The organism is Streptococcus sp. TATVAM-FAB8 (assembly GCF_046592795.1).
Lineage (GTDB): Bacteria > Bacillota > Bacilli > Lactobacillales > Streptococcaceae > Streptococcus > Streptococcus ruminicola.
On sequence record NZ_JAWVPQ010000017.1, the window covers coordinates 20,796 to 35,744 of the forward strand.

The following is a 14,949-nucleotide window of genomic DNA, read 5'->3' on the forward strand; positions in this document are numbered from 1 at the left end:
CCCTAGATTAGGAAAACTATGTCAACTTTTAATCGTATTCACCTTGTTGTGCTTGATTCAGTCGGAATTGGTGCAGCACCAGATGCCAATAACTTTGTCAATGCTGGTGTTCCTGATGGTGCGTCAGACACACTTGGTCACATTTCAAAAACAGTCGGACTTAACGTTCCAAACATGGCTAAAATCGGTCTTGGAAACATTCCGCGTGAAACACCTTTAAAAACTGTTCCAGCTGAAGCTCAACCAACAGGTTATGCAACTAAACTAGAAGAAGTTTCTCTTGGTAAAGACACAATGACTGGTCACTGGGAAATCATGGGTCTTAACATTACAGAACCATTTGATACATTCCTTGATGGCTTCCCTGAAGAAATCTTGACAAAAATTGAAGAATTTTCAGGACGTAAAGTCATTCGTGAAGCTAACAAACCATACTCAGGAACAGCGGTTATCGATGATTTTGGTCCACGTCAAATGGAAACTGGCGAATTGATTATCTACACATCAGCTGACCCAGTTCTTCAAATCGCAGCCCACGAAGACGTTATCCCAGTAGAAGAACTTTACAAAATCTGTGAATTTGCTCGTTCAATCACACTAGAACGTCCAGCACTTCTTGGTCGTATCATTGCACGTCCATACGTTGGAGAACCTGGAAACTTCACACGTACAGCTAACCGTCGTGACTACGCATTGTCACCATTTGGACCTACTGTTCTTAACAAATTGGCTGATGCTGGTGTGCCGACTTACGGTGTTGGTAAAATCAATGATATCTTCAACGGTTCAGGTATCACAAATGATATGGGTCACAATAAATCAAACATGCACGGTGTTGATACTCTTCTTAAAACAATGCAGTTGCCTGAATTCACAAAAGGTTTGTCATTTACAAACCTAGTGGACTTCGACGCGATGTATGGTCACCGTCGTAACGCAGCTGGTTACCGTGACTGTCTTGAAGATTTCGACAAACGCATGCCTGAAATCTTGGAAAACATGAAAGAAGATGACCTTCTTTTGATTACGGCAGACCACGGTAATGACCCAACTTACACGGGAACAGACCACACACGTGAATACATCCCATTGTTAGCTTACAGTCCAGCCTTCAAAGGCAATGGTATCTTGCCAGTTGGACACTTCGCTGATATCTCAGCAACAATCGCCGAAAACTTTGTCGTTGAAAAAGCGATGATTGGTCAATCATTCTTAGATAAATTAGTATAAGAGGTAATACATGTCTACAATTATTGAAAAAATTGAAGAAGCACGTCAGTTTTTAGTCTCACAAGCTTGTGATGCTCCAGAATTCGGACTTATCCTAGGTTCAGGTCTTGGTGAACTTGCCGAAGAAATCGAAAATGCTGTTGTCATCCCTTACGAAAAAATCCCAAACTGGGGTAAATCAACAGTAGCAGGTCACGCAGGTCAATTGGTTTATGGTGATCTTGGTGGTCACAAAGTCCTTGCTCTTCAAGGCCGTTTCCACTTCTACGAAGGGAACCCAATGGAATTGGTAACTTTCCCAGTGCGCGTGATGAAAGCTCTTGGTTGTAAAGGGCTTATCGTGACAAATGCTGCTGGAGGAATCGGCTTTGGTCCAGGAACATTGATGGCTATCTCTGACCACATTAACATGACTGGTCAAAATCCATTGATTGGGGCTAACCTTGATGATTTCGGACCACGTTTCCCAGATATGTCAGATGCTTATACAGCAGACTACCGTGCCATTGCTCACAAAGTTGCTGAAAAAATCGGTATCAAACTTGACGAAGGGGTTTACCTTGGTGTGTCAGGTCCTTGTTATGAAACACCTGCAGAAATCCGCGCCTTCCAAACACTTGGTGCAGACGCTGTTGGTATGTCAACAGTTCCTGAAGTTATCGTTGCCGCTCACTCAGGTTTGAAAGTCTTGGGAATCTCAGCTATCACAAACCACGCAGCAGGTTTCCAAAGCTCACTTAACCACGAAGAAGTAGTAGCTGTAACACAACAAATTAAAGAAGATTTCAAAACACTTGTTAAAGCTGTTTTGGCAGAACTTTAATTTACAATCTTTAGTCTTTGGATAAAAGGAGTGTGCTGTGCGAGTTCATTTTGTTATTCACGAAGCTTTTGAAGCACCTGGAGCCTATTATGGTTGGGCAATTAAGCGTGGTCATGAGGTTAGCCTAACAAAGCTTTATCAAGGAGAGCAGTTACCAGTTGACAGCTCTAAAATTGATTTACTCATAGTCATGGGGGGACCGCAGAGCCTTCGTACGACAGTAGAAGAATGCCCGCATTTTGATGCTCAAACTGAAATAGCTTTGATTAAAGATGCTATCGCACATGATAAACGCATCATTGGTGTTTGTCTTGGCGCACAGTTACTGGGTGAAGCTTATGGCGCACCAGTTGAACATAGTCCTGAAAAGGAGATTGGAAATTTTCCGATTTCCTTGACTCAGGCTGGTAAAACTGATAAATGTTTGACATATTTTAGTAAGACGGTGACTGTTGGTCATTGGCACGGTGATATGCCAGGCATGATAGAAGGGGCGCAAATTCTTGCCGCTAGTCAAAGTTGCCCACGACAAATCATCAAGTATAGTGACAAGCATTACGCTTTTCAATGTCATTTGGAATTTTCAAAAGACATGGTTCAGGATTTACTGGCTCAAGAAGTTGATTATGATGAACAAGTTGCCACACACCCTTATATCCAGACAAAACAAGAAATTTTAACTTATGATTATTCTCAGATGAATCATTTGTTAGAACAATTTTTAGATGCTTATACAAAATAATCGATTTCAAAATTTCAGCTATTGTTTACGTTTTGGAGTAGTTTTACTGGCAACTAGTGTGGTGGCTGGTTTAGGTGGTATCTTACTTCATGAATTTTTAGAAATGGTCGAGAAAATTGTGTTGGGACACGGCGAAGAGGAAAAAATGCTAGCTATTTCCCAAAGACAATTCTTGATGATTGTGATTGCAGGGATAGTCTCTGCGCTTATCTGGTATGTGCTTCAACGAAAAAATCGTCGTCTTATCTCAGTTAAATCTCAGATGAAGGCTGATAATCCTTGCTCTGAACGCCCTGTGTTGGGAATTCATTTGATGAATATTTTCTTACAGGTAGCTTCGGTTGGTGCGGGATCTCCGATTGGAAAAGAAGGAGCGCCACGAGAGCTTGGGGCTCTTGGAGCAGGTCGTATTTCTGATTATATGTGTTTGAACTTGCCTGATAGACGCCTTGCAATTGCTTGTGGGGCCTCAGCTGGTCTTTCAGCAGTTTATCAAGTACCAATTGCTAGCATCTTTTTTGCTTTTGAGACTTTGGGTGTTGGACTTTCTTTGGTGAATATCGTGTCGGTATCTTTGACGAGTTTTCTTGCTAGCCTTATCGCAGGGCTCGTTATATCGGATGCACCCCTTTATCATGGTGGTCAAGTTTCACTTAATCTTGCCACTTGTCTGTTAGCCGTCTTGGTGGCAGTACTTGTCACGCCACTTGCAGAAGGTTTTCGACATCTAACGCAAAAAGCACAAGTTAAAAAAGAGACTCATGAAGCCATCTTATGGAAGTTACCTTTAACTTTCTTACTTTTAGCTAGTGTTGCCCTCTATTTTCCAGAGATTTTAGGGAATGGCGGAGCTTTGGCACAAGCTGTTTTTGATGGCATGGCTGTATCTTATGCTATTCCTATTCTTATCATCAAAGCTTGTCTTGTCTTATTGACGCTAAAAAATGGCGCATACGGAGGTACCTTGACACCATCGTTTTCAATGGGGGCAGTTTTAGGATTTCTATTTGCTGTGCTTTGTCAGTTAGCTTTTCCAGATATTTCGATGAACTCAGCCATGTTAATTGGGTCAAGTGTTTTCTTGGCCATTACTATGAATGCCCCTTTGACAGCAGTTGGACTAGTTGTCTCATTTACAGGACAAAATTTACAAGCTTTGCCAGTTTTACTCATTGCAGTAGCGGTAGCTGTTTGTATAAATAATATTTTTAAACGTATTGAAAGGAATTTTTATGTCAATCCATATCGAAGCCAAACAAGGCGAAATCGCAGATAAAATCTTACTTCCGGGAGACCCGCTCCGTGCAAAATTCATCGCAGAAAACTTCTTAGAAGATGCTGTTTGCTTTAACAACGTCCGCGGTATGCTTGGTTTCACAGGGACTTACAAAGGTGAACGTGTCAGCGTTATGGGAACAGGTATGGGAATGCCTTCAATCTCAATCTATGCGACTGAACTTATTCAATCATACGGTGTTAAAAAATTAATCCGTGTCGGAACAGCAGGTTCACTTAATAAAGACGTTCACGTGCGTGAACTTGTCCTTGCGCAAGCAGCTGCAACAACATCAAGCATGATTAAAAACGAATGGCCACAATACGATTTCCCACAAATCGCTGATTTCACTTTGCTTGATAAAGCATATCACATTGCACAAGACCTTGGCATGACAACTCACGTAGGTAGTGTCTTGTCAGTTGATGCTTTTTACTCTGATTTCGCAGAAAACAACATCAAACTTGGTCAACTTGGTGTTAAAGCTGTTGAGATGGAAGCTGCTGCTCTTTACTATCTCGCTGCCAAACACGGTGTTCAAGCACTTGGTATCATGACAATCTCTGATAGCCTTGTTGCTGACGAAGACACAACAGCTCAAGAACGTCAAACAACTTTCACAGACATGATGAAAGTCGGTCTTGAGACTCTTATTGCTGATTAATGCAAGAAATATACGAGACGATAGACATCCTTTTGGATGTCTATGCTTATAATCACGCTTGGAAAATAGCAGAGCAGCATGCAGATTTTCCATCGACAAGCCGCTATCTTTTAGAAATGCTAAAAGAGCGTCGTGAATTAAACGTTGATTTCCTTTTTGCTCATCAATCTGAAAACAAGGCTATTTGGCGTCAGTATGATTTTGATTTGATTACGAATCATAGGCAAGAAGAACAATTGGCCAACTATATCATGGACCTAGAAGCGAAAATTAGAAATGGTAATATCATTGATTTTGTCCGCTCAGTTAGTCCTATTCTATACAGACTCTTTTATCGCTTAGCAAAGCGTGAGATTCCTAATCTAGAAGAGTTTATCCATGATGCTAAAAATGATCAGTATGATACTTGGTTTTTTACAGAAATGAAGCAGAGCGACTATCCTATTTTTCATAAGTATTTGGTGATTCGCCGTGATGCAAAGGTGACGTCTCGTAGTTTAGCAGAGCTCTTGCAATACAGTCAGTTGCCAGATCATATTAAAAATTTAATCACAGAGCTTCGTCAATTTGAGAAATCTGTCCGAAACCCTCTTGCTCATCTGATTAAACCATTTGATGAAGAAGAACTTCATCGCACAACGAATTTCTCATCGCAAGCCTTTCTAGATAAAATCATTGATTTAGCCATTTATGCAGGCGTTAAATATGACACAAAGGCCTTCTATTTTGACAAAATCAATGAGATAATAAAGCATGAATTAAGACAATGAAGCATAAAAAGTTCTTGGACTCTGTCCAAGAACTTTTTATTTATCAAATTGTACTTCTTCAAGTAAGTAATCGATAAAGCGTTCACCCATTTTTGAGAGATTAGCTTTTTCGTGGCGAATGTAGACAATATCAATCATATCTTCAACGTCAAGCGGAATTGAGACGATGTCATCGCCGTTGAGATTGCTATTTAAGATACCTGTAGCGATAGTGTAACCGTCAAGACCAATCAAGAGATTAAAAAGGGTCGCGCGGTCACTGACAACGATTGATTTTTTGTGTGGAATTTGTGACAAGATTTCTTCAGAGAAGTAAAAAGAGTTATGAATCCCTTGATCGTAGCTAAGATAAGGAAATTCTTCCAAATCTTCCATAGTCACAAGTGACTTTTCAGCTAGCGGATTGTTTTTGCTGACAAAAATGTGCGGACGAGTTTTGAAAAGACTGGTATAAGTCAAATGATTGTCATCAAACATCTTTGTCAAGACATCACGGTTGTAGCTGTTTAGGAAAAGCACCCCGATTTCAGAACGAAAATTTTTGACGTCATCAATAATTTCGTATGTTCGGGTTTCACGAAGGAAAAGCTCGTAACGTGTCATATCTGTCTTTTTCAGAAGGGAAACAAAAGCATTGACCACAAAAGCATAGTGCTGCGCTGAGACGCTAAAAAGCTCACGGTTGGTATTTTTACTCTTATAACGTTCCTCTAAAAGCGCCGTCTGCTCAAGGATTTGACGCGCATAAGATAGAAATTCGACACCATCTTTTGTTAAGGTAATTCCTTTAGGATTTCGGATAAAAATTTCAATCCCCATCTCACGTTCCAAGTCACGAACAGCATTTGACAAACTTGGTTGCGTGATGAAGAGTTGCTTTGCAGCCTCGTTCATACTGCCTGTTTCCACGATTTTAACGATGTAATGTAATTGTTGTATTCTCATAGCCTTAGTTTAGCTCAAAATCGCAAATCCCGCAAGTAGTGGAAATGTAGTAGATGTGAAAGCGATAAAAAAACGAACTTTTCGATTAAAAGTTTAGACAAAAATAGAATGATTTTTTCTAATGATTGCGCTTGCCGTTTTAATAGTGGGAATAATGTTTTGTTTGGAAATACTCTCTAAAAATGGACGAAATTTTAAAAATGCACAAAAAGCAGCACCTAAAACCGAACAATTACATAAAGATGACTTTTTTTCAAAAATGTAACCAAAACGTAACAAGTGCATAAAATGGTATTTTTAAAGGCGGTAAAACGTTGTCAAAACTAATATTTATTAAAAGTATACGAATTATCATGTAAAGTTTCAGATTTTTTTGAAATTGCAATAACTCTTATAAAGTGCTAAAATAAGAACGTTAACAATTAATTAGGAAGCGGAGATTTATTAAAATGCCGACTTACTCACATCATCATGGTAGTCACCATGGTCACCATCACAGTAGTCATCATAAGCACCATAAGAGCTCACGGCGGCGCTCTAGGTTTGCTGATTTGAAGATTGTGAATGCGGCGCTTTTAGTCTTGTATGCTGTGCTTGCTGGTCTTGCCACTTATATGATGTATGCTCATCATATCTTGGCCTTTAGACATCTTAACGTTGTTTATACTATTATATTAGTAGCTATTTTTGCTTTGTGTTTAACATTAAGCATTCTTAAAAAGAGTAGGGTTTTAACAACTGTCCTTTTGGTTGTCTTTTCAATCATTGCTGCAGTATCCCTCTTTGCCTTTAAGTCTTTGGTCGATGTGGCACATAATATGAATGAAACGGCTTCTTACTCAGAAATTGAGATGAGTGTGGTTGTTCCAAGCAATAGCTCAGTTAATGATGTATCTGACCTCACAAGTGTTCAAGCACCGACAGATGCTGACGGTAGCAATATCAATGAACTGTTGTCTCACATTAAGTCAGAAAAGGGAGTAGACTTAGCGACAGAAAAAGTTGATTCTTATCAAGCTGCTTATGAGAACTTAGTTAATGGCTCAAGCAAGGCAATGGTCTTTAACAGTGCTTATTCAAGCTTGCTTGAAATGTCTTACGAGAATTTCCAATCAAATCTTAAGACCATTTATTCTTATAAGATTAAGACAAGTATCAAAGACGAAGCAAAGGCACATGATTCAAATGTCTTTAACATTTACATCAGTGGTATTGATACATATGGTTCTATCTCAACCGTATCGCGTTCAGATGTCAACTTAATCTTAACAGTTAATATGAATACTCATAAGATTTTGATGACGGAAACACCTCGTGATGCCTATGTTAAGATTCCAGATGGTGGCGCTGATCAATACGATAAATTAACCCACGCTGGTATCTATGGTGTTGAAACCTCAGAGAAGACTCTTGAAAATCTCTATGGCATCACCATCGACTACTATGCTCGTTTAAACTTTGATTCCTTCTTGAAGTTAATTGATGCGTTAGGTGGTATTACGGTTTACAATAGTCAGGCCTTTACAAGCCTTCATGGTAATTATGAATTTCCAGTTGGAAACGTAACACTTGACTCAGATAAAGCTCTTGGTTTTGTTCGTGAACGTTATAGCCTCGAACATGGTGATTATGACCGCGGTAATAACCAAATGAAAGTCATTCAAGCAATCTTAGATAAGATGACTTCATTGAAATCCGTTTCTAATTATTCAACGATTATTTCAAATGTACAAGATTCAATCCAGACAGATATGAAATTAGATACCATGATGAAGTTAGTCAATAACCAATTAGATTCAGGTAAGAAGTTTACGGTAACGTCACAAGAAGTTACTGGTACAGGTTCAACTGGTCAATTAACGTCATATGCGATGCCATCATCAAGTCTTTATATGATTCAGCTAGATGATGCTAGTGTTGCTAAAGCTTCGCAAGCCATTAAAGATGTTATGGAAGGTAAATAAGTTAGATGATAGATATTCACTCACACATCGTCTTTGATGTCGATGATGGTCCTTCTACTATAGAAGAAAGTTTAGCCCTTATCGGTGAAAGCTATCGCCAAGGAGTGCGGACCATTGTCTCAACTTCACATCGTAGACGTGATTTATTTAAGACCTCAGAAGAGAAAATCTTTGCTAACTTTAAGCAAGTTAAAGAAGCAGCAGAAGCTAAGTATGACGATTTAACCATTTTATATGGTGGCGAACTCTACTATAATAATGCTCTACTTGATAAGTTAGAACATCATAAAGTCCCTCGAATGGCAGATACTCAGTTTGCTTTGATTGAGTTTAGCATGACAACACCATGGAAAGAGATTCATGAGGCAGTCAATAAAGTTCTCATGCTTGGTGTGACACCAATTATCGCTCACATCGAACGTTACAATGCCCTTGAAAATCAAGAAGACCGCGTGCGCGAATTGATTAACATGGGTTGCTACACACAGATTAATAGTGTCCATGTCTTAAAGTCAAGACTTTTTGGTGATAAGTACCGTGTCTTTAAAAAACGAGCACGTTATTTCTTAGAGAAAAATCTGGTTCATATCGTTTCAAGTGATATGCATAACTTAGGATATCGTCCACCTTACATGGATCAAGCACGTGAAATTATCACTAAAGACTTTGGTGAAAAATGTGCTTACGACCTTTTTGAAGGAAATGCGAAAACCTTATTAGAAAATAAAGATTTATAGGAGTTTATATGAATACAAATGACAACGCAAGTATCGAAATTGACGTTTTGTACTTGTTAAGAAAGTTATGGAGTAAAAAATTCTTCATCGTTTTTGTTGGCCTTTTGGTTGGGACAATTGCTTTACTAGGTAGTGTTTTCTTCATTAAACCAAAATACACATCTACGACACGTATCTACGTGGTTAGCCGAAGCAGTGATGCAACTCTTACCAACCAAGATCTCCAGGCGGGTTCTTACTTGGTTAACGACTACAAAGAAGTCATCACATCAAGTGAAGTCTTATCATCAGTTATTGACCAAGAAAAACTTTCTATGTCATCAGGTGAACTATCAGGCAAAATTACAGTTACGATTCCTACTGATACTCGAGTAATTTCTATTTCAGTCACTGATACAGATGCTCAAAGAGCTTGTGATATTGCAAATACTGTTCGTGAAGTCGCCGCTGAAAAGATTAAAGCTGTTACAAAAGTTGATGACGTGACAACACTTGAATCTGCGACAAAACCAAGTCACCCCTCATCACCAAATGTTAAGAAAAATGCTGCTATTGGTGCTCTTGCTGGAGTATTCTTAGCCATTGTCGGCATTTTGGTTGCGGAAGTGCTTGATGATCGCGTGCGTCGTCCAGAGGATATCGAAGAAGTTCTTGGTATGACCCTTCTTGGTGTGGTACCAGACGTCGATAAATTATAAGGAAAGGAATTGTATAACTCATGCCACAATTAGAATTAGTTAGAGCGAAAGCTCAAATGGTTAAGTCATTGGAAGAATATTACAATTCTATTCGAACAAATATCCAATTCAGTGGTCGTAATCTTAAAGTGATTGCTCTAACATCAGCTCAACCAGGTGAAGGTAAATCAACAACTGCGACTAATCTTGCCGTTTCTTTTGCAAAAGCAGGTTTTCGTACGCTTTTGATTGACGCTGATACACGTAACTCTGTCATGTCAGGGACTTTTAAATCACAAGAACGCTACGAAGGCTTATCAAGCTATTTATCAGGGAATGCTGAATTATCTGATGTTATCTGTGATACGTCAGTTGACAATCTTATGGTCATCCCAGCAGGAAAGATTCCACCAAATCCAACATCACTTATCCAAAATGATAACTACGATAAGATGATTGAGACAGTCCGTGATCTTTATGACTATGTGATTATCGATACACCGCCACTTGGTCGTGTGGTCGATGCTGCCATCATCGCTCACAGTTCAGATGCTAGCCTTTTGGTCACAAAACCTGGTGTCGATAAGCGTCGTACCATTACAAAACTTAAAGATCAATTAGAACAAAGTGGATCTGTCTTTCTTGGTGTTATCCTTAACCGCTTTGACTTCAAAGCCGATAAGTATGGCTATGGTTACGGCTATGGTTACGGCTATGGTTACGGCTATGGTTACGGATACGGAAAATACGGTAAAGATGAAAAAGATAAGTCAGATAAATCTAGCCGTAAAAAAGCAAAAAAATAAGCTATATGTGTAAAGATTGAAAGGGATAGGGAGAATGTATAGCGAAGATTCGAAAAAGAAAGTTTATTATCTTCTATCTGACATTGTAGCGCTATTAGTAGCTTATAAGATTTTGGCCAGTTTTTATCCCTATCACTTTTTTGGGAGTAATTTCTTTGGCATTATCTTTGCAGCTCTTTTAGCCCTCATCAGTGTCTTAAATGATGAGTATTCAAATATTTTAAACAGAGGTTATTTTCAAGAGTTTAAAGCTTCAATTATCTATGGTACTAGAACAGTTGTTCTGTTATCTTTGGTTCTGATTTTAGGAAAATTTAGATTCATCCATGATATTGCAAGTATGTCATATTATTTCTTGGTGTATCTTTTCCTTATTGTGACAGCTTTAGTATTTCTTGGACGAGTTTTCGTCAAAAGATGTCTTAAGCCTAAGAAATCAGATTCTAAGAAAATTCTTTTGGTGACAGATTTTAGTGACGAAGACAAACTTGAAGAAGTACTAAAAAGTAACAATTATCAAGTGCTTGCTTATGTTAGTCACAATAAGCGTAGCGATTTGGAGTACCCAGTTATCTGGGAACTTGATGAGATTCGTGATTTTGTCGCTAATCATCAGGTTGATGAGATTTTTATCAATACTAATTATCAGAGTGATTTTAGAGAAATTGGTCGTTATATCAGACTACTTGGTATTCCAACGACCATTAAAGCTGGTAATCTGTCTGATTATTACGTCTCAGATAGTGTTGTTAAAAAACTTGGTGATTTAACCTTTGTCACAACAGCGGTTAATATTGTCAAGTGCCGTCAGTTGATTCTTAAACGTTTACTTGATATTGTAGGAGCTTTAGTTGGCATTGTCTTAGTAGGAATTGCGGCTATTATCATCGCTCCGATTGTCAAGAAAGAATCACCAGGTCCTTTAATCTTTAAGCAGAAAAGGGTCGGTAAAAACGGTAAAGTTTTTGACATTTACAAGTTTCGCAGCATGTATACAGATGCTGAGGAGCGTAAAAAAGAATTGTTAGCGCAGAATGATTTGGATACTAATTTGATGTTCAAGATGGAAGATGACCCTCGAATCTTTCCATTTGGGCACAAACTTCGCGATTGGTCTATTGATGAGTTACCACAATTCATCAATGTCCTAAAAGGAGACATGTCTCTTGTCGGGACACGTCCACCAACGCTTGATGAATACCATCATTATGAATTACATCATTTCAAACGACTAACCACAAAACCTGGTATCACAGGTCTTTGGCAAGTTAGCGGTCGTAGTGATATCACTGATTTTGAGGAAGTTGTCGCACTTGATATGAAGTACATTCAAGATTGGAGCTTTAGCGAAGATATCAAAATCCTCGCAAAAACAGTTAAAGTAGTATTGAAGAGAGAGGGAAGCAGATAACATCTGCAACCCTCTTTTTTGTTTAGTTTAGGAGAAAAAAGTGAAAATTTGTTTAGTTGGCTCGTCAGGAGGTCACCTTGCTCATTTAAATATGTTAAAACCTTTCTGGAGCGAAAATGAGCGATTTTGGGTTACTTTTGATAAAGAGGATGCAAGGAGTATTTTAAAAGATGAGAAAATGTATCCGTGTCATTTCCCGACAAATAGAAATATCAAGAATTTGATTAAAAATACTTTTTTAGCTATCAAAGTTTTGAAGAAAGAAAAACCAGATGTTATTATTTCATCGGGTGCTGCTGTAGCTGTTCCTTTCTTTTATATTGGTAAATTATTTGGAGCTAAAACAGTTTATATTGAAGTTTTTGATAGAATTGATAAACCAACAGTAACAGGTAAGTTAGTTTATCCAGTAACCGATAAATTTATCGTTCAGTGGGAAGAAATGAAAAAGGTTTATCCAAAAGCAATTAATTTAGGGAGTATATTCTAATGATTTTTGTAACTGTTGGGACACACGAACAACCTTTTAATCGTCTAATTGAAGAGGTTGATCGTTTAGTAGAAACAGGTGTCATCACAGATGAAGTTTTTATACAGACTGGTTATTCAACTTATGAACCTAAGTTTTGCAAATGGTCAAGTTTAATCAGTTTTGACAAAATGAATGAATTGATGCAAACATCAGGTATCATTATTACTCATGGTGGACCAGCTACATTCATGAGTGCTATTGCAAATGGCAAAAAGCCAATTGTTGTTCCAAGACAAGAAAAATATGGTGAACATGTTAATGACCACCAAGTTGATTTTTCTAAACAAGTGAAAGAACGATACAATAGTATTGAAGTTGTTGAAGAAATTTCAGAACTTAAAGATTATTTGAATCATGAATTAAAGATTGATGACAGTAGTTCATCAAATAATAAACAATTCAATAAAAAACTTCGTGAAGAAGTAGAAAGTTTTTTTAAGGAGAGTTGATGAAAAAGGTTGGAATTATGTCAATGCAGCGTATCGCTAACTATGGTTCTTTTTTACAGGCATACGCACTAAAGCAACTTATTGAAGAGCAAGGTCATGAAGTTCAATTTGTGGACTACCATGTTGATGCTACAGTAATAAGTTCTGAAGATGAAAATAAAATTAAGGTTATTCGAAAAATTAATAAAGGTTTGGAGACGTTTAAACAAAAGGTTCCATTAACTCATAAAATTTCTTTCATCAAGCATAAACAGAATTTTTCAAAAAAATATATGCCAATGCTTGGTATTAGTGATAAAATGAACTATAATCCTGAGTTAGACTGTATGGTTATTGGAAGTGACGAAGTATTTAATTGTATTCAAAAGAATACTAATGTTGGTTACTCTTTAGAATTATTTGGAAAAGATAATAATGCTAAAAAGTTAATCACATATGCGGCATCCTTTGGAAATACCACTTTAGAAAAATTATCAACTTATAAAAAAACTAATGAGATTGCTTCTTATTTAGAACGTTTTGATGCAATTTCAGTACGTGATAATAATTCTGGAAAAATTGTTAAAGAACTAACAGGGAAGGAGCCATTTTATAATCTTGATCCTGTTTTAACCTTTGATTATATGAATGAGTGTGACAAGATTCCTTCTATTAATCCAAATGAAAAGTATTTAATTCTCTATGCATATTCTGGTAGAATTTCCGACGAAGAGGCCGATTGGATCTCAGCGTATGCTAAGAAAGAGGGATTAAAAGTATATGCAATTGGTGGGGTTCAAAGAGGGGCAGACAAGTTTATTGATTGCTCACCTTTTGAAGTCCTTGCTTATTTTAAAAATGCAGAGAAAATTATTACAGATACATTTCATGGTAGCATTTTTTCAATCATAACTCATAGACCGTTTGTTACTTTAGTTCGAAAAAGTGTAGGGACAAGTTATGGTAATGAAGAAAAATTGATGGATTTACTTAATCGAGTAGGTTTGAGTGAGAGAGCTACATATAATGTTGAATTATCTGACCAGATTATGGATAAGACTATCAATTATGATAAAGTTGATATATTTTTAAAAGATCAGAGAACTAAAGCAAAAGAATATTTAAAGAATGATATTGAATAGTTACGGAGAAAATTTCAATGAAAAAAAAAGATAAACCTCTTATTTCGATTGTTGTCCCAGTATATAATACAGGATTATTTTTACAGAAATGTATCGAATCACTGATAAATCAAAGTTATGAAAATATTGAAATTATTTTAGTAAATGATGGAAGTACCGATAATAGTAAACAAATTTGTGATGACTATAAAGAAAAAGACAGCAGAATAAAGGTTATTCATAAAAAGAATGAAGGCGTAAGCCGAGCAAGAAATACAGGAATTCATCATTCTACCGGTGAGTATTTGTGCTTTGTTGATGGTGATGATTTTGTAATGCAAGATTATGTTGAATACCTATACGAATTAATAGGTGATGAAAGTGAAATATCATTGACTACTGATATGTTTGGAAATTTTAGTAAAAATCAAGTAGTAGAGGAAGTAAAAGAATTTTGGACGCCTGAAAAAGCTGTAGAATCAATTCTTTGTTACAGGGTTCCAATAGGATGTTATTGTAAAATGTTTAAGAGGGAATTTCTCTTAAAAAATAATTTGCTATTTAGTAGTGATATTTTTATTGGAGAGGGATTTAACTTTAATGTTGATTGTTTTCAAAGGGCAAATAGCATTGTAAGAGGGAATAGAAAAGTTTATTATTATAGACGTGATAATGAGTTAAGTGCTACGACTAAATTTTCAGAAGAAAAATGGGTTAATGGTATTTATGCATTAGACTACATGAGTGAACGTTTTATTATTAATTCCGAGAGGGTTAGGAAAGCATGGGAATATGCAAAATGGAGAACATATTCTGATGCTTA

17 protein-coding genes are annotated in these 14,949 nt (G+C 37.2%); 16 read left to right on the top strand and 1 reads right to left on the bottom strand.

Features of this window, described 5'->3' with window-relative positions:
- Positions 1–18: 18 nt before the first annotated feature.
- Genes SFC32_RS08135 through SFC32_RS08160 form a run of 6 tightly spaced genes read left to right on the top strand, consistent with a single transcriptional unit; the run spans position 19 to position 5,505 of the window.
- On the top strand, positions 19–1,230 hold the full coding sequence (locus SFC32_RS08135) for a phosphopentomutase (protein ID WP_411049856.1): 1,212 nt from the start codon (positions 19–21) through the stop codon (positions 1,228–1,230).
- Positions 1,231–1,240: 10 nt separating this feature from the next.
- Positions 1,241–2,053, top strand: coding sequence for a purine-nucleoside phosphorylase (locus SFC32_RS08140; protein ID WP_074482086.1), 813 nt, complete (start codon positions 1,241–1,243; stop codon positions 2,051–2,053).
- A 37-nt stretch (positions 2,054–2,090) separates the two neighbouring features.
- Positions 2,091–2,795, top strand: coding sequence for a glutamine amidotransferase-related protein (locus SFC32_RS08145; RefSeq protein WP_411049857.1), 705 nt, complete (start codon positions 2,091–2,093; stop codon positions 2,793–2,795).
- The gene (locus SFC32_RS08150) at positions 2,779–4,071 is read left to right on the top strand and encodes a chloride channel protein (RefSeq protein ID WP_411049858.1); all 1,293 of its coding nucleotides are present in this window, start codon (positions 2,779–2,781) and stop codon (positions 4,069–4,071) included. The genes SFC32_RS08145 and SFC32_RS08150 overlap by 17 nt, the downstream gene beginning before the upstream one ends.
- Complete coding sequence (gene deoD / locus SFC32_RS08155; RefSeq protein ID WP_004231328.1) at positions 4,028–4,735, top strand: purine-nucleoside phosphorylase; 708 nt, start codon at positions 4,028–4,030, stop codon at positions 4,733–4,735. The genes SFC32_RS08150 and deoD overlap by 44 nt, the downstream gene beginning before the upstream one ends.
- Positions 4,735–5,505, top strand: a complete 771-nt coding sequence (locus SFC32_RS08160) for a LytR family transcriptional regulator (RefSeq protein ID WP_411049859.1) — start codon at positions 4,735–4,737, stop codon at positions 5,503–5,505. The genes deoD and SFC32_RS08160 overlap by 1 nt, the downstream gene beginning before the upstream one ends.
- 36 nt (positions 5,506–5,541) lie before the next feature.
- Here SFC32_RS08160 and SFC32_RS08165 read toward each other — a convergent pair whose 3' ends face one another.
- Positions 5,542–6,450 carry a LysR family transcriptional regulator gene (locus tag SFC32_RS08165; protein WP_039697075.1) on the bottom strand — a complete coding sequence of 303 codons (909 nt, stop codon included), beginning with the start codon at positions 6,448–6,450 and terminating at the stop codon, positions 5,542–5,544.
- Between the two features lie 121 nt (positions 6,451–6,571).
- Here SFC32_RS08165 and SFC32_RS08170 point away from each other — a divergent pair, with 121 nt between their 5' ends.
- From SFC32_RS08170 to SFC32_RS08215, 10 genes are all read left to right on the top strand, one after another.
- Positions 6,572–6,715 carry a hypothetical protein gene (locus tag SFC32_RS08170; protein ID WP_411049860.1) on the top strand — a complete coding sequence of 48 codons (144 nt, stop codon included), beginning with the start codon at positions 6,572–6,574 and terminating at the stop codon, positions 6,713–6,715.
- 184 nt (positions 6,716–6,899) lie between these two features.
- Positions 6,900–8,414, top strand: a complete 1,515-nt coding sequence (locus tag SFC32_RS08175; protein ID WP_411049861.1) for an LCP family protein — start codon at positions 6,900–6,902, stop codon at positions 8,412–8,414.
- A gap of 5 nt (positions 8,415–8,419) precedes the next feature.
- The gene (gene cps4B / locus SFC32_RS08180) at positions 8,420–9,151 is read left to right on the top strand and encodes a capsular polysaccharide biosynthesis protein Cps4B (protein ID WP_411049862.1); all 732 of its coding nucleotides are present in this window, start codon (positions 8,420–8,422) and stop codon (positions 9,149–9,151) included.
- A gap of 8 nt (positions 9,152–9,159) precedes the next feature.
- Positions 9,160–9,849 carry a Wzz/FepE/Etk N-terminal domain-containing protein gene (locus tag SFC32_RS08185; protein ID WP_411049863.1) on the top strand — a complete coding sequence of 230 codons (690 nt, stop codon included), beginning with the start codon at positions 9,160–9,162 and terminating at the stop codon, positions 9,847–9,849.
- A 20-nt stretch (positions 9,850–9,869) separates the two neighbouring features.
- Entirely contained in the window at positions 9,870–10,634 is a 765-nt protein-coding gene (locus SFC32_RS08190) for a tyrosine-protein kinase (protein WP_411049864.1), read from the top strand.
- 34 nt (positions 10,635–10,668) lie between these two features.
- On the top strand, positions 10,669–12,045 hold the full coding sequence (locus SFC32_RS08195; RefSeq protein WP_411049865.1) for a sugar transferase: 1,377 nt from the start codon (positions 10,669–10,671) through the stop codon (positions 12,043–12,045).
- Between the two features lie 40 nt (positions 12,046–12,085).
- On the top strand, positions 12,086–12,535 hold the full coding sequence (pssD, locus tag SFC32_RS08200) for a PssD/Cps14F family polysaccharide biosynthesis glycosyltransferase (protein WP_411049866.1): 450 nt from the start codon (positions 12,086–12,088) through the stop codon (positions 12,533–12,535).
- Entirely contained in the window at positions 12,535–13,026 is a 492-nt protein-coding gene (locus SFC32_RS08205) for a glycosyltransferase (RefSeq protein ID WP_411049867.1), read from the top strand. Before pssD ends, SFC32_RS08205 begins: the two co-directional genes overlap by 1 nt.
- Positions 13,026–14,147, top strand: coding sequence for a polysaccharide pyruvyl transferase family protein (locus SFC32_RS08210; protein ID WP_411216651.1), 1,122 nt, complete (start codon positions 13,026–13,028; stop codon positions 14,145–14,147). Before SFC32_RS08205 ends, SFC32_RS08210 begins: the two co-directional genes overlap by 1 nt.
- Positions 14,148–14,164: 17 nt before the next feature.
- The coding region (locus SFC32_RS08215) for a glycosyltransferase family 2 protein (RefSeq protein WP_411216652.1) at positions 14,165–14,949 on the top strand (785 nt) is incomplete at its 3' end.

Coding starts and splice junctions, on each gene's coding strand:
- SFC32_RS08135 (WP_411049856.1), top strand. CDS start 19: ATGTCAACTTTTAATCGTATTCACCTTGTTGTGCTTGATTCAGTCGGA.
- SFC32_RS08140 (WP_074482086.1), top strand. CDS start 1,241: ATGTCTACAATTATTGAAAAAATTGAAGAAGCACGTCAGTTTTTAGTC.
- SFC32_RS08150 (WP_411049858.1), top strand. CDS start 2,779: ATGCTTATACAAAATAATCGATTTCAAAATTTCAGCTATTGTTTACGT.
- deoD (WP_004231328.1), top strand. CDS start 4,028: ATGTCAATCCATATCGAAGCCAAACAAGGCGAAATCGCAGATAAAATC.
- SFC32_RS08160 (WP_411049859.1), top strand. CDS start 4,735: ATGCAAGAAATATACGAGACGATAGACATCCTTTTGGATGTCTATGCT.
- SFC32_RS08165 (WP_039697075.1), bottom strand. CDS start 6,450: ATGAGAATACAACAATTACATTACATCGTTAAAATCGTGGAAACAGGC.
- SFC32_RS08170 (WP_411049860.1), top strand. CDS start 6,572: ATGATTGCGCTTGCCGTTTTAATAGTGGGAATAATGTTTTGTTTGGAA.
- SFC32_RS08175 (WP_411049861.1), top strand. CDS start 6,900: ATGCCGACTTACTCACATCATCATGGTAGTCACCATGGTCACCATCAC.
- cps4B (WP_411049862.1), top strand. CDS start 8,420: ATGATAGATATTCACTCACACATCGTCTTTGATGTCGATGATGGTCCT.
- SFC32_RS08185 (WP_411049863.1), top strand. CDS start 9,160: ATGAATACAAATGACAACGCAAGTATCGAAATTGACGTTTTGTACTTG.
- SFC32_RS08190 (WP_411049864.1), top strand. CDS start 9,870: ATGCCACAATTAGAATTAGTTAGAGCGAAAGCTCAAATGGTTAAGTCA.
- SFC32_RS08195 (WP_411049865.1), top strand. CDS start 10,669: ATGTATAGCGAAGATTCGAAAAAGAAAGTTTATTATCTTCTATCTGAC.
- SFC32_RS08205 (WP_411049867.1), top strand. CDS start 12,535: ATGATTTTTGTAACTGTTGGGACACACGAACAACCTTTTAATCGTCTA.
- SFC32_RS08210 (WP_411216651.1), top strand. CDS start 13,026: ATGAAAAAGGTTGGAATTATGTCAATGCAGCGTATCGCTAACTATGGT.